This is a genomic window from Odoribacter sp. (assembly GCF_985060555.1).
This window is the reverse complement of sequence record NZ_CFKYFN010000037.1, coordinates 1-14,766: the sequence shown is the minus strand read 5'-3', so window position 1 is coordinate 14,766 and position 14,766 is coordinate 1. Positions and strand designations below refer to the sequence as shown.

Sequence of the window (14,766 nt, the reverse complement as noted above, 5' to 3'; positions counted from 1 at the left end):
CTTCTTGGGCTCCATCTTTTTTGATCCGTCTGTTTTTGAAGTTATGTTATACCAACGATCCATTTGGGCTTTATTTGTATCCGATATCTTTTTTATTTATCTTTAGCGCATAAACTTTAGAGAAAAATGAGGAGAACGTTTATTTTATTTGCTTTTTTGTTCCTGTGTTCTTGGGGGGGATATGCTCAGTGGAATACCAATAACATCCTCCGGATGGGGCAAAATGCCATTTATTTCGATGATTATATTTCTGCTATAGATAACTTTAATAACATTATTCGGGTGAAGCCCTATTTGTCGGAGCCTTATTTCTTTCGGGGGCTGGCCAAATTGAATCTGGATGATTATGAAGGGGCGATACAGGATTATTCGAAGGCTATCGAGTTGAATCCCAATTATTTTCATGCTTATATGTATCGTGGAGTGGCTTGGCATAACTTACGTAAATATGAGGAGGCGATGGCCGACTATGCCCAGGCGATCGCTTTAGAGCCCAGGGATGCTTATGTGTATGCCAACCGGGGGATTACCGAAGCTGAAATGGGGGATTTTAAGGCTGCTGAAAAAGACTACTCGAAAGCGTTGATGATCGATAGTAAACTGGTAGCCGCTTATTTAAACCGGGCTGTGGTCCGGGAAAAACTGGACGATTGGGAGGGAGCGATGGCCGATTGTAGTTCTGCTATCCGGTTGAATATGTTTTCGGACGATGCTTTCGGTTTGAGAGGATATTTGTGGTTTCAGCATAAAGAGTATCACAATGCCATCGAAGATTTTAACCGGGCTTTAAAAGCTAATCCCGAGAATAAGCGTATATTGATGAGCCGGGCGATGGTTTGGTATGAAATGAAGAAATATCCGGAAGTATTGAACGATTATAGTGAAGTGATCCGGATCGATAGCAATTATATTTATGCTTATTACAACCGGGCTATGTTGCGGGCAGAGGTAGGCGAGAAAAATGCAGCTATCCGGGATTTGGATAAAGTGGTGGAAATGAATCCCGATAATATCCTGATTTATTTCAACCGGGGATTGCTGAAAATGGATATCCGGGATTGGTATGGGGCTTACGATGATTTCACTGAGAGTATTCATTTGTATCCGGATTTTGTGAAAGCTTATCTGGCACGGGCGGCCGTTAATCAGGAGTTAAAGGATTTCGAGGCTGCCGATAAGGATCATTATTTGGCGATGCAGATCATGGATCGCTATAAGCGGATGAAAGAAGGAGATAAGAATGCTTTGGTAGATACTACGGCCAATTTCCAGAAGTTGATCGATATCAATGCCCGGCATGACGAAGTGCGGGATGTGATCAACGGACGGGTGCAGGATAAGAAAGTGATCATCGAATTGCAGGATGTGTTTTATGTGCAATACCTGAGCCTGGATTCCTTGAGAAGTGGTAAAGTACAATATTATAACCGGCATATTATGGATTATAATCAGGCACATAATTATAATCCGGCTATTACGCTATGTAATAAAGATTTGGTATATCCGGCCGATTTTGCAGAATCTTATGTCGAAGAGCTGACCGGGCGGATAATGCAGACAGGGGATGCGGATGCTTATTTGATCCGGGGAAGTATTTATCTCAATCAAAAGGAGTATGCCAAAGCCATCGAAGACTTGTCGGCGATATTGGAGAAAGAACCCGATAATCTTTTGGCACTGTTTAATTTAGCTAATGCCAGAATGTTAATGTTCGATTATATCGAATCTGTGGATGATAAGACTCCCCGTATTGTCGGTGAACAACAGCAAATGCAACGCAAGATAGATTATTCTCAGGTCATAGAAGGGTATAATGAATGTCTCCGGATAGACTCTGATTTTGTTTTTGCCTTATTCAATATGGCCAATGTATATGCCAAAAGTGGCGAGATCGAGAGGGCTATCGAAACTTTTAATCAGGTATTGAGACTCGATAAGGATATTGCCGAAGCCTATTTCAACCGGGGACTATTGTATATCTATACCGGCCAAAAAGCTTTGGCAAATGCCGATTTGAGTAAAGCCGGTGAGTTGGGTATCGTGAGCGCCTATAATGTTATCAAGCGCTATTGTAAGGAAAACTGAAAGGCGGGAAAGCTATAAGCTATAAGCAAAAAGCTAAAGGCAAAAAGCTAAAGGCAAAAAGCGAGTGGGTTTAGCCTATCGCTTTTAGCTTATAGCCTTTTAGCTTTTAAATAATTTTCTCCAAATCTTTCAGTGAGCAGGTTATTTCACTGTCGGGGATGGTATAATTTTCCAGGTTACCGGCGAAGTATTGTTCGTAGGCATACAGATCGATCATACCGTGACCCGAAAGATTGAATAAGATCGTCTTTTCTTTTCCTTCTTCTTTGGCCTTTTGGGCTTCCCGGATCGCCTGGGCGATGGCGTGGGTCGATTCGGGTGCAGGGATAATCCCTTCGGTACGGGCGAATAGTACTCCGGCTTCAAAAGTTTCTAGCTGAGGCATATCTACAGCTTCGATCAACCGGTCTTTTAATAATTGGCTGACGATCGCTCCTGCTCCATGGTAGCGAAGTCCTCCGGCATGAATATTGGCCGGTTCGAAATTATGGCCTAAGGTATACATGGGAATGAGAGGAGTCAGCCCTACGGTATCGCCGAAATCATATTGGAAGGTTCCCCGGGTTAGTTTCGGACAGGATTGAGGTTCTACCGCAACGACCCGGATCTGTTTCCCTTCGGTTAGTTTTTTGCGTAAATAAGGAAAGCCGATACCGGCGAAGTTCGAGCCACCGCCAAAACAACCGATCACCACATCGGGTTCCGCTCCTGCCTTTTCCATTTGAAGAATAGCTTCTTCTCCGATGACGGTTTGGTGCATCAATACATGGTTCAATACACTGCCGATGGTATAGTTGGTTTGGGGATCTTTGGCTGCCATTTCAACAGCCTCCGATACTGCGATACCTAAACTACCCGAAGAATTGGGATGTTCGCTCAGGATTTTTCTTCCGGCTTCCGTCAGTTCGCTCGGCGAGGGAATGACGTCGGCTCCCCAGGTGTTCATCATCAGTTTACGGTAAGGTTTTTGATTATAGCTGACCTTCACCATGAATACTTTTAAATCTATTCCGAAGTAACGGGCTGCGAAGCTCAGGGCAGATCCCCATTGCCCTCCGCCTGTTTCGGTGGTCAGGCGTTTGATGCCTTGTTTATAGTTATAATAGGCTTGTGGGATGGCGGTGTTGGGTTTATGTGATCCTGCCATACTGGTACTTTCGTTTTTGAAATAAATCCTGGCCGGAGTATCCAGGGCTTTTTCCAGTCCATAAGCTCTGACTAGCGGAGTCGGACGCCAGATTTTGTACAAATCTTGTACCTGTTCAGGAATTTCGATAAAACGTTCTTGCGAAAATTCCTGATTGACTAACTCTTCGGCAAAAATAGGCAAAAAGTCCTCTTTACTGGCTGCTTGTTTGGTTACAGGGTTCAGAGGAGGTAACGGTTTGTTGGTCATATCCGCCACGATGTTGTACCAGTGGGTCGGTAATTCTTTTTCTGTCAGGGTAATTTTCTTGTCTCCTTTCATGTTGTTTGCGTTTTAGTGTGTTTATCTGATTTTAATGATTAAGCAAAAGAAAAACGCCTGATGTTCGTAATAAACATCAGGCGTTTCAGTTCTTTTATACAATAGAATCACATTACCTCATCGTTTATTACGAAGTTCAACCGGCGCCACCACCAATTCTGAGTCATGTGATTTTGTTTTGTCATCTCTTCTATTCTCTTTTGATGCAACAAATATAGAAATGATTTTTTTTAAATTCCAAATAATAATGGATTTTTATTCTAATGGGTACATTCTTTTTGTGCTAATACTTTTTCGAATTGGGATAGACGTTCTTCCATTTTCCCTAATTCCCGGCAAGATTCTCGCATCTCTTTTTCTTTTTTCTCGATTTCTTCTTCTTTCTTGAGTAGTAGGGTTTTCAGGGTTTCTATTTCTTTGTCTTTTTCCAAACATTCCTCGCAGAAACCGAATTCGTTCCGATTGATTTGCCGGAGAGATTTTTGGTCTATAAGCGGACTTCCTATTTCACGGATGAGCCAATTGGCATTTAGTTCCGGGAATAGACGGATAATTCCCATCAGATGCTTGTCTGGTATGTGATCCCGGCAATTTAACCAGTTACTCACTTGTTGACGTGTCTTCAGACCAAGTTTAATTCGTAATTCTTCTTGTGAAATTTTTTTCTCATAGAGAAAATTAGCAAGCCTTTGATTTATTGACATATCCATGGTTGACGCAATATAAAAATGTTTACTTGTAAAGACCGTTTCTTGTGTTTCTTTTGAAAATTATTTACATTTGCCTTAGCCTTCGTTTATAAGTTATAATTAAATTTTGAAATTACGTCACAAAATGGATTGATAATAGTTGTTTCGTATAATTTGTTTGAGATAATATACGAATATGTTCTTGTTCGGAGAGAGGAGAAGCTTGGTGAGATAGCCGGGAATTTTTCCCGGCTATATTTTATTTATGAATGAGTTGCGTGGCTAATTCTTTTATATCGATGCCTGAAAAATTGCCCGAAGTCATAATGAGCAATACACTATTTTCGTAATTCTTTTGTGTTAGCTCTTCTAGTAATTGCCGGTTATCCGTGAATACTTTCAATTGCGTATCGTCGAAACCTTTTCTGACATCTTCGGAACTGATCTCAGGTAAGCGTTTGTGCCTTACGACTTCCGGATTAAAAAATACGATAGCTTCGTCTGCCAGGTCCATGGTATGACGATATTGTGGAAGGAAAGCTGCATTCAGGCTGCTGAAAGTGTGTAATTCCATACAAGCGATTAACTTGCGTCGGGGATATTGTTCCCGTACAGCCTTTATGGTCGCTTGTAATTTTGATGGCGAATGGGCGAAATCGAGGAATACGACTGTATCGTTTTGTTCGGCTATTTTTTGCAGGCGTTTGGCTGCTCCCTTATAAGTAGCGATGGCTTTTAAAAAAGCGGTTTCGTCGATGCCCAATTCTTTACAAGCCAGATAGGCGGCTGAAATGTTTTGCAGATTATGTTCTCCGAATACCTGAATAGGGGTCGGTAAGCTACCTGCTAAATAAGTGGTTCCTTCTTCGGTATAATGAGGAAAACTTGTATATGGGATCGCTTGTACAGAAGCAGGTACCCGAGAGGCGATCTGTCGTAAATTTTCATCATTTTCGTAATAGATGAGTTTACCGTTCGGAGTGATCTGTTGGGTGAAAAGAGCGAATTGTTCTACATAGTTTTCAAAAGTAGGGAAAACGTTCATATGATCCCAGGCTATGCCGGTGAGGATAGCGATATCGGGGTGATAATGGTGGAATTTGGGGCGTCTGTCGATGGGAGAAGAAAGATATTCGTCTCCTTCGAAAACAGCGATTTTACTTCGGTCGCTCAGGTGAACCATGGTATCGAAGCCTTCCAATAAAGCTCCGGCCATATAATCGAATTCTATTCCGCACGTTTTCAAAACATGCATGATCATCGAAGTTGTGGTCGTTTTTCCATGACTTCCGCCGACGATGACCCGTAATTTGTTTTTGGTTTGCTCGTACAGATACTCCGGATAGCTGTAAATCGGAATTCCAAGTTCCTGTGCTTTTTGTAGTTCCGGATTATCTTCCCGGGCATGCATACCCAAAATGACGGCATCTAAACGGGAGGTGATGCGTTCCGGGTACCAACCCCACTTTTCCGGTAACAGGCCTGCTGCTTCTAATCTGGATTTCGAGGGTTCGAAAATCTCGTCATCCGAACCGGTCACCTGATATCCTTTTTTATGAAGTTCTAACGCCAGGTTATGCATTGCGCTTCCCCCGATAGCAATAAGATGTATGTTCATAAACTTATTTTTATAGTGTTGTAGATATTCAATCGATTGTAAATAAATTAGTTCTGTGTGCTATCCGATAATCTTATAGGACAAAGATAGTTGTTTTAGGTACACAATTTGCAAAGAGAAATACAATTAGTCGTGACAAATTTTTGTGTAATTTAAAATCAGTACATGAGATTTATTTATTTTCTGGTCTTCGGAGAATACTTTTGTTCGAAGGGTGTGAGCCTTTCGGATATCGGATTTACCCTTATTTTTTCGAAAAAATCATCCGGAACCGTATGTCCGGCGACCTGTAATAAAACTTTTTGTTCAGGATTGCGTAAAATCTTTCTGTAATACTAAATAAAAACAGGAAATGAAAACAAAAGGTTCTACAGCTTGGGTCTTTACTACAATGGTTGCAGTAGTATTGTTTATGGCCGCTTGCGGAAATTCTCAGAAAAAAAAGGAACAGGCGAAAGTTCAGGCAACAGAGCAACCCGCTGATTCAGTAACCGTTATCGAGTCAGAGACTGTCGTTATTGCAGTGGATAGCATCGCTCCCGATTCTGCCGCTATGAAACAAAAGGCACCGACCCCTAAAAAAACTAAGTAATTTAAAGCTATAAGCGAAAGGCTAAAAGCTATAAGCGTTTAATCGTTCTTAGCCTTTAGCCTCTAGCCTTTAGCTTTTAAAGAATCATTTGCGGCATAAATTCGAAGCTATTGTATTGAGGACGCAGACGATCGGTATTATAGAATTTATTGATATCGACCAATTTTTTACTACTGGTGACAATATCTATAGGTGCATTATCATAACGTCCGTTTCTTAAAATGACTAAACGCCCGTGCATTCCTTTAGAGATTAAATCGAGTGCAAGATTACCATAAGCCATAGGCACGATAGAGTCCATCGCATCCGGATTTCCACAACGTACCAGATAACCAAGTTTTTGATTGATGACATTGATGGTTTCCCCTTTATTGAACTTAGGAGAAAGATTTTTAAGCTCGTTGGAAACATAATCTCCAATTCCTCCTAATTTCTTATGACCGAACATGTCCGCTTCATCACTTTGGAACATCATCTGGCCGCCGCTGTAACTAGCTCCCTCGGATACCAGTACCACTGAATACTTGCTCGGATTGGTATACCGGTCCTGGCATAATAATTCCGCTAACCGTTCGATATCGAATTGGTATTCGGGAATCACACAGCGGTTTGCTGCTCCTGCCAGTGTCGGTAACATGGCTGAGAAACCGGCATAGCGTCCGAAGACTTCCAGTACCAGCAGCCGTTCGTGTGAACCGGCGCAAGTTCGCAAGTCATGGGTCAGCTCGATCGTCCGGGTGATACAGGTACTGAAACCGATACAATAGTCCGTACCCGGTACATCGTTATCCATCGTTTTCGGGATCGCTACTACTTTTACTCCTTCCTGACTCAGGCGTACGGCATAGCTTAAGGTGTCGTCTCCTCCGATTGGGATGAGGTAGTCGATGCCGATAAATTCCAGATTCTTCAGGACTTCAGGGGTTAAATCGTTTATTTCTGCATTGTATTTGTCCTTCAGATGTTCGGGAACGGCTGATTGGGGGACATGCGAAGCACGTGTCCGGGATGAATGTAAAAAAGTACCTCCTGTTCGTCCTGCTTTATTTACGATTTCTTCGGTCAACTCGAAATAATTACATGAATTATCTACTTTTTTGTCCCGGATGACATCGACCAAACCCTTCCAGCCCCGCCGGATTCCGATCACTTTATACCCTTCTCGTAAGGCACGTATGGTGACTGCTCTGATGGCGGGATTCAATCCTGGTACATCTCCTCCTCCGGTTAAAATACCGATAATTCCTTTTGCTTTCTGATTCATAGTAATTGAAATTAATGTTAGTAAATTCACACTAAAAGTGATAAAATATATTCTGAATAGCAAAATAAATCGTCAATAAGTGACTATATTTGTGTGATTTTTTTTGAATGTATTTAGAAAAGGATGTAATAAAGCGCTTTATGGCTTTATAGAGGTTTATGATTTTTTAATTTGAAATGAATAATTTTGTTGATTTTTGGGTAGGATTAGGCTATAATGGTTGGTTATTCCTGTTGTTGATCCTCCTTTTTTTTGCCCATTTGATTATGATCATTTTACGCAGTACGGTACTTACCACTAAAAAAAGACCGGCAACTGTAGAACCCGAGGAAGGAGTTTCGGTAATTATTACCTGTTCGAATAAGGCCGAGCTATTGAAACAGAATCTTGAAGCATTTCTGACCCAAGAATATCCAAAATATGAAGTGATTGTCGTAGACGAATGTTCCGAGGATGAGACGCAGGATGTTTTATCCGATTTGCAACAGAAATACCCGCATTTGAAGACTACCCGGATTTTTCCTGAAACGAAATTCCGGCGTACGAAGAAGATTGCTATTAATATAGGTGTCCTCGCGGCACAATATGATGTGTTGCTTTTTTCTGAAATTAATTGTAAGCCCGGATCCGGGCGATGGCTGCATGCGATGGCTTCTTATTTTACGCCCGATACGGCGGTCGTGATCGGATACTCCAATTATCCGGTAGACGGTGCGGGAGGAAAATTCAGGTGTTATTTCCGATTCTTGTGGTTCTGGAAGACGATGGTGCTGAATAGACGGGGACTACAGGTGGTCGGAAATGGTAATAATATGGGATACCGGAAAAAATACTATCTGGAGAAAAGAGGGTTTACCGCTAATACCCAGGAATATATCGGTTACGATACAGAAATCGTAAAAGATATGGCTAAAAAGGGGACGGTCAAAGTGGTGAAAGACCCCGATACCCGGGTGATGATCTGTGACGAGCGGAAAAAAGCCTGGAAAGATGATTATTCCTATTATTATGCTACGAAACGTCGGTGGCCATTGGCTGTGCGTTTGAGTAGCGATGTCGACTTTATCGTTGAAAGTATCGTTTATTTGTCGGCATTTTATTTTATTATACAAGGAACATTACGTGAATACAGTGCCGGAATTATAATATTAACATTTTTAATAGATTTTATAGTAATAAATGTGGTATTAAAACATCTGGGGCAAAGGAAATTATTCTTAACTTCGTTCACTGTAAATACCTTGGGTTTTATATTTCAATGGTATTATAATTTTTATTCAATATTTACTGCAAAGAAATGGAGATAACTAACAACTTATCTGAAAAAGCTTTATACGACTATAAGATAGTTCGTAACGCAATTGCCGGAGATGAGAAAGCTTATGGGGAACTTTTTAAGCGTTACAAGGATTCTGTATATTTTATGATCCTTAAAATGGTAAACAATCGGACTGATGCCGAAGACTTGATGTTCGAGGCCTTCGAGAAGGCATTTGCCAGTTTGAACTATTACTCTCCACAATTTGCTTTCAGTACCTGGCTGTTTAAGATTGCTTCGAATAATACGATCGATTTTATCCGGAAAAGAAAGGCGCAGACTGTGTCTTTGGATGTCGACGATATCAATCCTGAAGACAGAGGGTATATCAATAGTATTCCGGCTGATGTCAGAACGCCGGATGAAGAAGCGATTCGTCAGCAACGTGCCGATTTTATGCGGGAAAAGGTCGCTCTTTTGAAAGGAAGATATCGCCGGTTAATCGAATTACGCTATTTCGACGAATTTTCATATGAAGAAATCGCCGATACCCTGGCTATTCCTCTGGGGACGGTGAAAGCTCAATTGTTCCGGGCTCGGGAACTACTCTTGAATATTTTACAGCATACCGAGATTGCTAAGGAACATGGTAAAAATTAATTTTATCGTTTTATTCTTTATTTTTCTTTCTCCAATTGTTTGTGCACAGAGGGTCGTCGTTTCGGATAGTGTTGTATTTTCCGGAGTAGTCTTCGACACTCAGGATTCACAGACACTTCCTAATGTGACTTGTCGTTATGGTGAAGGTAAAGCAACTATTTCCGATCAAATGGGATGCTTTGTGTTGAAAATCGGTCGTAAAGATACCGTCCGCTTTACTTTTGTCGGCTATAAACCTTGTACTGTTGTCATGCCCGATACTTTGCTCGAAGATCGGTACATGATGGGGGTTTTTCTGTCTCCCGATACCTTACAATTATCAGAAGCTTTGATTTTACGCCGGTGGGGAGAGGTGCAAAGACAAAATCTGATCAATGCCCGTAATAATATGACCGGCATATTGAAGCAGGCTTATGCGCCTGTAGACTATATGGATGCCGATATGAATCAACGGATGATGCTCAACGAATATGCCCGGAGTGTCGAGATGAAAGGGCATGTCGATGTCGGTATCGGAGTCGGTACACAGTCGGTCGATGCCTATAAAATGCTCCGAATGAGACGGCGGGTAAAAAATCAGAAAGAATGGCTCAATCCTAATGAAATCGATCTGTTAAAGAAGATTTATTATTTGAAAAAAAAGGAAAAGCAAGATAATTGATTCAAGATAAATATATCTTTGTAGTGCTATTGTGTCTGTAATTTTTCCTTGTTGGGCTAACCGGAGAAAAATAAAGATAGGCAAGTATTTAGTATTAATAAAGTTATGATTTTATGAAGAATTTGTCCATTGTATTGAATGTTGTGTTGTTCGTTGCAGTGATTGTACTTTATGTATTGTACTTTTCTGGCCATAAGTCACCGGAAACTGCAATGACCAGTAAAGTTGCCGGTACTGCCGATGCAACAAAAATTGTATATATCAACACGGATACACTTTTGAATAATTATCAGCTGGCAGTCGAATTGAACGAGGCTTTTCTGAAAAAACAGGAAGATCGCAGGACAGAATTGAATATAAAAGCGAAAGCAATCGATCAGGAAGGAACCGAATTCCAACGGAAATTGCAAAATAACGGTTTTATTTCCGAAGCCCGGGCGATAGAAGCCAGAGATCAATTGTTGGTGAAACAAGAAAATTTCCGCCGCTTACAACAGGAGATGATGGATAAAGCTTCCAGAGAGCAGAGCGAACTGAACAAACAGCTTTTTGACGAAATCACTAATTTCTTGAAAGAGTACAACAAAGAGAAAGGATTCAGTATTGTATTGAGTACTCAGTTGGGTGGAAATGTTTTATATGCCGAGGATGGTTTCGATATTACGAAAGAGATTGTCGATCGCTTGAATGCCAATTACAAAAAGGGCGATAGTCAGAAATAAAATGACAGAAGATTTTTGAAAAGGCTGAGTGATCAGCCTTTTTTTATAGGTAAGGGTTAACCATCGGAGCAGTTTATGCTTATGAAGGTATTTGAACGTTATTTCAGTCGGAATCCGGTCTCTCGTCAGCTTTCTTTTGAGGCAGATACTGCTGTGATTGTTATTATCCCCGTTTTCAACGATCCGGATATTTTTGCTACCCTGGATTCACTTTGCTGTTGTTCGGTGATGAATATCAAGGCGGGTGTTTTGATTGTAGTGAACCATAGTGAAGTTTGCCCGCAGGAAATAAAGACCCGGAATATCGGGTTGTCTGACACTTTGAAACGATATGTTCGGGATAGGCAGACCGACCGGCTTCGCTTCGAAGTGGTCGAAGCATTCGATTTACCTGCAAAATATGCCGGAGTGGGATTGGCCCGGAAAATAGCTATGGATTTATCGGCTGCCTTTTTTTACCGAAACGGGCGAATCGATGCTCCTATTCTTTCTTTGGATGCTGACACCTGGGTCGAACCGAATTATTTGGAGGAGGTGGTCCGTTATTTTCAGGAAAAATCTGTGGCCGGCGTTTCTATTGCTTATGCTCACCGTCTCGAAGAAGCCGATATGACAGTTCAGGCCCGTGAGGCGATAATGAAATACGAATTGTATCTGAGGTATTATCGTTTGGCATTGGAGTATACCGGTCATCCCCATGCCTACCATTGTATAGGATCGGCTTTTGCTGTAAGGACGTTGGATTATGTGGCTCAGGGAGGAATGAATAAAAGACAGGCTGGAGAGGATTTTTATTTTTTGCAGAAATTGATCGCTACCGGTAGATATGCAACCTTACAGTCGACGCAGGTATATCCTTCTCCGCGATTCTCGGGGCGTACCCCTTTTGGAACCGGGCAGGCGGTCCGGCAGATCGTTCAGGAGTCCGGACATTTTCGGGTATATCACCCACAGGCTTTTCGGGATTTAAAATGTTTTTTTCAGGGAATTTCTACCCTTTATAAAGTGGATGAAGCTGGTGTTTCGGGCTATTTTCAACAGCAGACGAAGGATATCCGGCTTTTTTTATCCCAAATGAATGGAATTGCAGTCTTGGCGGAGATCAATGCAAACTGTGCTTCTGTAGAGCAATTTATGAAACGGTTTTTCGATAATTTCAATGCTTTCCGTGTGTTGAAATATCTGAATTTTGTGCATGAAAGTTGTTATTCGAAAATAGATATCTTGTCTGCGGCCAATAAATTGCTGGCAGAATTGAACTTACCCGTTGCCGAATCTTTGGAATGTGCCCTTCAGATTTTCAGAAAGTTATTCAGATAGGCGTGGAAAAAGAGGGGAAGAGAAGCTGGAATTGACATAAGAAGATATATCTTTGTCAGCAAATAATAAAAATATGGATTTCGAATACAAGATGGAGATCACTGCCGATCCCGAAGAGGTTTTCGCTGCATTGACCAATCCTTTTCAGATTGAATTGTGGAGTGGCTATCCCGCTGATATGAAAGCTGAAGAAGGTTATGTGTTTTCACTTTGGGAAGGGGATATTACAGGTGTTAACCTGGAAGTTGTTCCCGGTAAGCTGTTGGTACAGGAATGGTTTTTCGGTGAGCAGGAAAAACAATCTATCGTCCGCATTACCCTGAAAAAAGAGGGAGCCAGGACTTTGGTCGGTTTGACTCATACCCATATCCCCGAAGATGTGTACGAAGAGATCACCGGGGGATGGAAAGAATATTATCTGGAAGCGATAAAAGGAATGCTTGAAATGTATTGACGCCGGATCAGATGACTTTGATCGTCTGGCCCAGTACTTTGATTACCTCGCCTTTTCGGATTTTGGCCCGTTTCCGGCTTTCCGGTTCGCCATTACGAACCACTTCTCCATTTTCCACCAATGTTTTTGCCATTGCCCCGTTTTCGGCAATTTGTAATACTTTCAGCAGCTTGATCAGCTCGATATAATCTTCTGTCAATTCAAATTCCAACATTTCCGATCGTTTAAATTCTATGTAAAAATACAACTTTTTTGGGATTTTGGGACGGACCTTTTGTCCCGGAATTCCTGTAACTTTATATGGGGTACATACCGTAAAGTAGAAACAAACGGGAAAGAAAGTATTTATTTTTGCCGTTCTGAAATTTTGATGGTTGTTTGCAATGTGTTACAGGACAACCTTTTATGAACGAAAATTAATTTTTATGAAGAAATTATTCTTATCCTTACTGGCCAGTGTTACCTTATCGTCCGCATTTGCCGAAGGATATCAGGTAAACGTTTTGAGTACAAAGCAGACGGGAATGGGACATGTCGGGACAGGTATGAAATTAGGAGCCGAAAGTATGCATTTCAATCCGGCAGGCTTGGTGTATCTCAATGGGCATATGGATATGTCGGTGGGGATATCCGGTATTTTTTCAAATGCCAGGTACAAAAACGGAGATTATTCTGCAAAGACAGATAATTCGGTAGGGACACCTGTATATGCCTATGTCGGATATCGGATTTATGATAACCTGGCAGCCGGAATTTCTTTGACTACTCCTTATGGAAATTCTTTAAAATGGCCCCAAGCCTGGAAAGGAGCTCATCTGATTCAGGATATCACCTTGAAATCATATATCATACAGCCCACTCTTTCGTATAAAATTCTGGATAATCTGAGTGTTGGAGTCGGTTTACAGATCGCTATGGGAAATGTAAATCTTTCCAGAGCTTTATTGCCTGTCGGAGCTTTGGTGCCGATTCTGGGTGCCGATTATCAGGATGTTGTACCCGTGTCTGCCACTTTGGATGGAAAGTCGAAAGTGAAACTGGGCTATCATATCGGAGTGATGTATGATGTTTGCGATAAAGTGACTTTAGGTCTTTCTTACCGTTCCCGGGTCCGGATGAAAGTAAAAGAAGGGACGGCGGAATTGGATTATGCCAGTGAGAAGATAAAAGATCTGCTGGATGCAACAGGACAAATACCTCCTTTGGATAAGGGGACTTTTCATGCTCAGTTGCCTTTGCCTTCGAATACGACTTTCGGGGTTAGTTACCGGCCGACCGATCGTTGGGAACTGGCTTTGGATTTGCAGTTTGTCGGTTGGAGTGCTTACGATTCATTAAATGTTGTTTTCAATGAGAAAGTATTGAAAATCGAGGATATAAAAGCAGAGAAAAATTATAAAAATACGATGATCTACCGGATCGGGGCCCAGTATATGGCGACAGACCGGTTGGATGTTCGTTTGGGATTATACTATGATCAAAGTCCGATCCGGAAAAATAATTACAATCCGGAAACTCCCGGTATGGGAAAAATCGGTATTTCGACAGGGTGTTCTTTCGAACCTTACCGGAATTTGCAGATCGATTTTGCCTTTTTGTATATACAGGGAGTCAGCCGGCATGGCTCTTACCCGGACAAATATAGTCCCGGCGGTAAGTTTTCCGGGAAATACGAATCGAATGCCGTTTCTGCTTCTTTGGGTTTGGCCTATCGTTTTTGAGAATAGAATTGACCTCCCCAAAAGTTATCCGAAATCAGCTGATTCGGATAGCTTTTTTTATGAGGCCGTTATATACATATTTATATTAAAACGTAGGTTTATTTTTCTTTCTATTCCGCTTCCGGGTTTTGTGCCGTCAGACCGGTTCGCCTGGAACGGTCCGCTAAGGCTTTCCTTCAATCGGCGGACCTCCTCCCAAGCACGTCAGGCATCACCGGTTGGGCGTTGGGAAACCCTAACCGGACACTCGTTCC

Annotated in this window: 14 protein-coding genes; 9 read left to right on the top strand and 5 right to left on the bottom strand. The window is 41.7% G+C overall.

Features of this window, described 5'->3' with window-relative positions; all coding sequences use genetic code 11:
* Positions 1–126 precede the first annotated feature (126 nt).
* Positions 127–2,085 carry a tetratricopeptide repeat protein gene (locus AC5RDS_RS04920; RefSeq protein ID WP_494222235.1) on the top strand — a complete coding sequence of 653 codons (1,959 nt, stop codon included), beginning with the start codon at positions 127–129 and terminating at the stop codon, positions 2,083–2,085.
* Positions 2,086–2,191: 106 nt separating this feature from the next.
* Here AC5RDS_RS04920 and AC5RDS_RS04915 read toward each other — a convergent pair whose 3' ends face one another.
* The 3 genes from AC5RDS_RS04915 to AC5RDS_RS04905 all read right to left on the bottom strand — a co-directional run bounded on the left by AC5RDS_RS04915 (position 2,192) and on the right by AC5RDS_RS04905 (position 5,860).
* Positions 2,192–3,553: a TrpB-like pyridoxal phosphate-dependent enzyme gene (locus tag AC5RDS_RS04915; RefSeq protein ID WP_118102815.1), complete on the bottom strand. Its 1,362-nt coding sequence runs from the start codon at positions 3,551–3,553 to the stop codon at positions 2,192–2,194.
* A gap of 260 nt (positions 3,554–3,813) precedes the next feature.
* Positions 3,814–4,263: a hypothetical protein gene (locus AC5RDS_RS04910; protein WP_013613392.1), complete on the bottom strand. Its 450-nt coding sequence runs from the start codon at positions 4,261–4,263 to the stop codon at positions 3,814–3,816.
* A gap of 238 nt (positions 4,264–4,501) precedes the next feature.
* Positions 4,502–5,860, bottom strand: coding sequence for a UDP-N-acetylmuramate--L-alanine ligase (locus AC5RDS_RS04905; protein WP_288792178.1), 1,359 nt, complete (start codon positions 5,858–5,860; stop codon positions 4,502–4,504).
* Positions 5,861–6,212: 352 nt separating this feature from the next.
* Between AC5RDS_RS04905 and AC5RDS_RS04900 the strand changes: the two genes are divergently transcribed.
* The gene (locus tag AC5RDS_RS04900) at positions 6,213–6,452 is read left to right on the top strand and encodes a hypothetical protein (protein ID WP_013613395.1); all 240 of its coding nucleotides are present in this window, start codon (positions 6,213–6,215) and stop codon (positions 6,450–6,452) included.
* 76 nt (positions 6,453–6,528) lie between these two features.
* Here AC5RDS_RS04900 and AC5RDS_RS04895 read toward each other — a convergent pair whose 3' ends face one another.
* The gene (locus AC5RDS_RS04895) at positions 6,529–7,716 is read right to left on the bottom strand and encodes a 6-phosphofructokinase (protein WP_013613396.1); all 1,188 of its coding nucleotides are present in this window, start codon (positions 7,714–7,716) and stop codon (positions 6,529–6,531) included.
* 176 nt (positions 7,717–7,892) lie between these two features.
* On the opposite strand from AC5RDS_RS04895, the gene AC5RDS_RS04890 reads away from it, so the two are divergent.
* The 6 genes from AC5RDS_RS04890 (at position 7,893) to AC5RDS_RS04865 (ending at position 12,791) form a co-directional block, all read left to right on the top strand.
* On the top strand, positions 7,893–9,023 hold the full coding sequence (locus AC5RDS_RS04890) for a glycosyltransferase (RefSeq protein WP_046404793.1): 1,131 nt from the start codon (positions 7,893–7,895) through the stop codon (positions 9,021–9,023).
* Positions 9,014–9,634, top strand: coding sequence for an RNA polymerase sigma factor (locus AC5RDS_RS04885; protein ID WP_013613398.1), 621 nt, complete (start codon positions 9,014–9,016; stop codon positions 9,632–9,634). The genes AC5RDS_RS04890 and AC5RDS_RS04885 overlap by 10 nt, the downstream gene beginning before the upstream one ends.
* Positions 9,621–10,295 (top strand): peptidase associated/transthyretin-like domain-containing protein, encoded by a 675-nt coding sequence (locus AC5RDS_RS04880; RefSeq protein ID WP_013613399.1) that lies wholly within the window; start codon positions 9,621–9,623, stop codon positions 10,293–10,295. Before AC5RDS_RS04885 ends, AC5RDS_RS04880 begins: the two co-directional genes overlap by 14 nt.
* 113 nt (positions 10,296–10,408) lie before the next feature.
* Positions 10,409–11,017, top strand: coding sequence for an OmpH/Skp family outer membrane protein (locus tag AC5RDS_RS04875; RefSeq protein ID WP_013613400.1), 609 nt, complete (start codon positions 10,409–10,411; stop codon positions 11,015–11,017).
* An 81-nt stretch (positions 11,018–11,098) separates the two neighbouring features.
* Entirely contained in the window at positions 11,099–12,337 is a 1,239-nt protein-coding gene (locus tag AC5RDS_RS04870; protein ID WP_157741861.1) for a glycosyltransferase family 2 protein, read from the top strand.
* Positions 12,338–12,410: 73 nt separating this feature from the next.
* Positions 12,411–12,791: an SRPBCC domain-containing protein gene (locus tag AC5RDS_RS04865; protein ID WP_013613402.1), complete on the top strand. Its 381-nt coding sequence runs from the start codon at positions 12,411–12,413 to the stop codon at positions 12,789–12,791.
* A 7-nt stretch (positions 12,792–12,798) separates the two neighbouring features.
* Here AC5RDS_RS04865 and AC5RDS_RS04860 read toward each other — a convergent pair whose 3' ends face one another.
* On the bottom strand, positions 12,799–13,005 hold the full coding sequence (locus AC5RDS_RS04860; RefSeq protein WP_013613403.1) for an RNA-binding S4 domain-containing protein: 207 nt from the start codon (positions 13,003–13,005) through the stop codon (positions 12,799–12,801).
* A gap of 211 nt (positions 13,006–13,216) precedes the next feature.
* On the opposite strand from AC5RDS_RS04860, the gene AC5RDS_RS04855 reads away from it, so the two are divergent.
* A complete protein-coding gene (locus tag AC5RDS_RS04855) occupies positions 13,217–14,512 on the top strand; it encodes an OmpP1/FadL family transporter (protein ID WP_013613404.1) in 1,296 nt (431 codons plus the stop codon).
* Positions 14,513–14,766 lie beyond the last annotated feature (254 nt).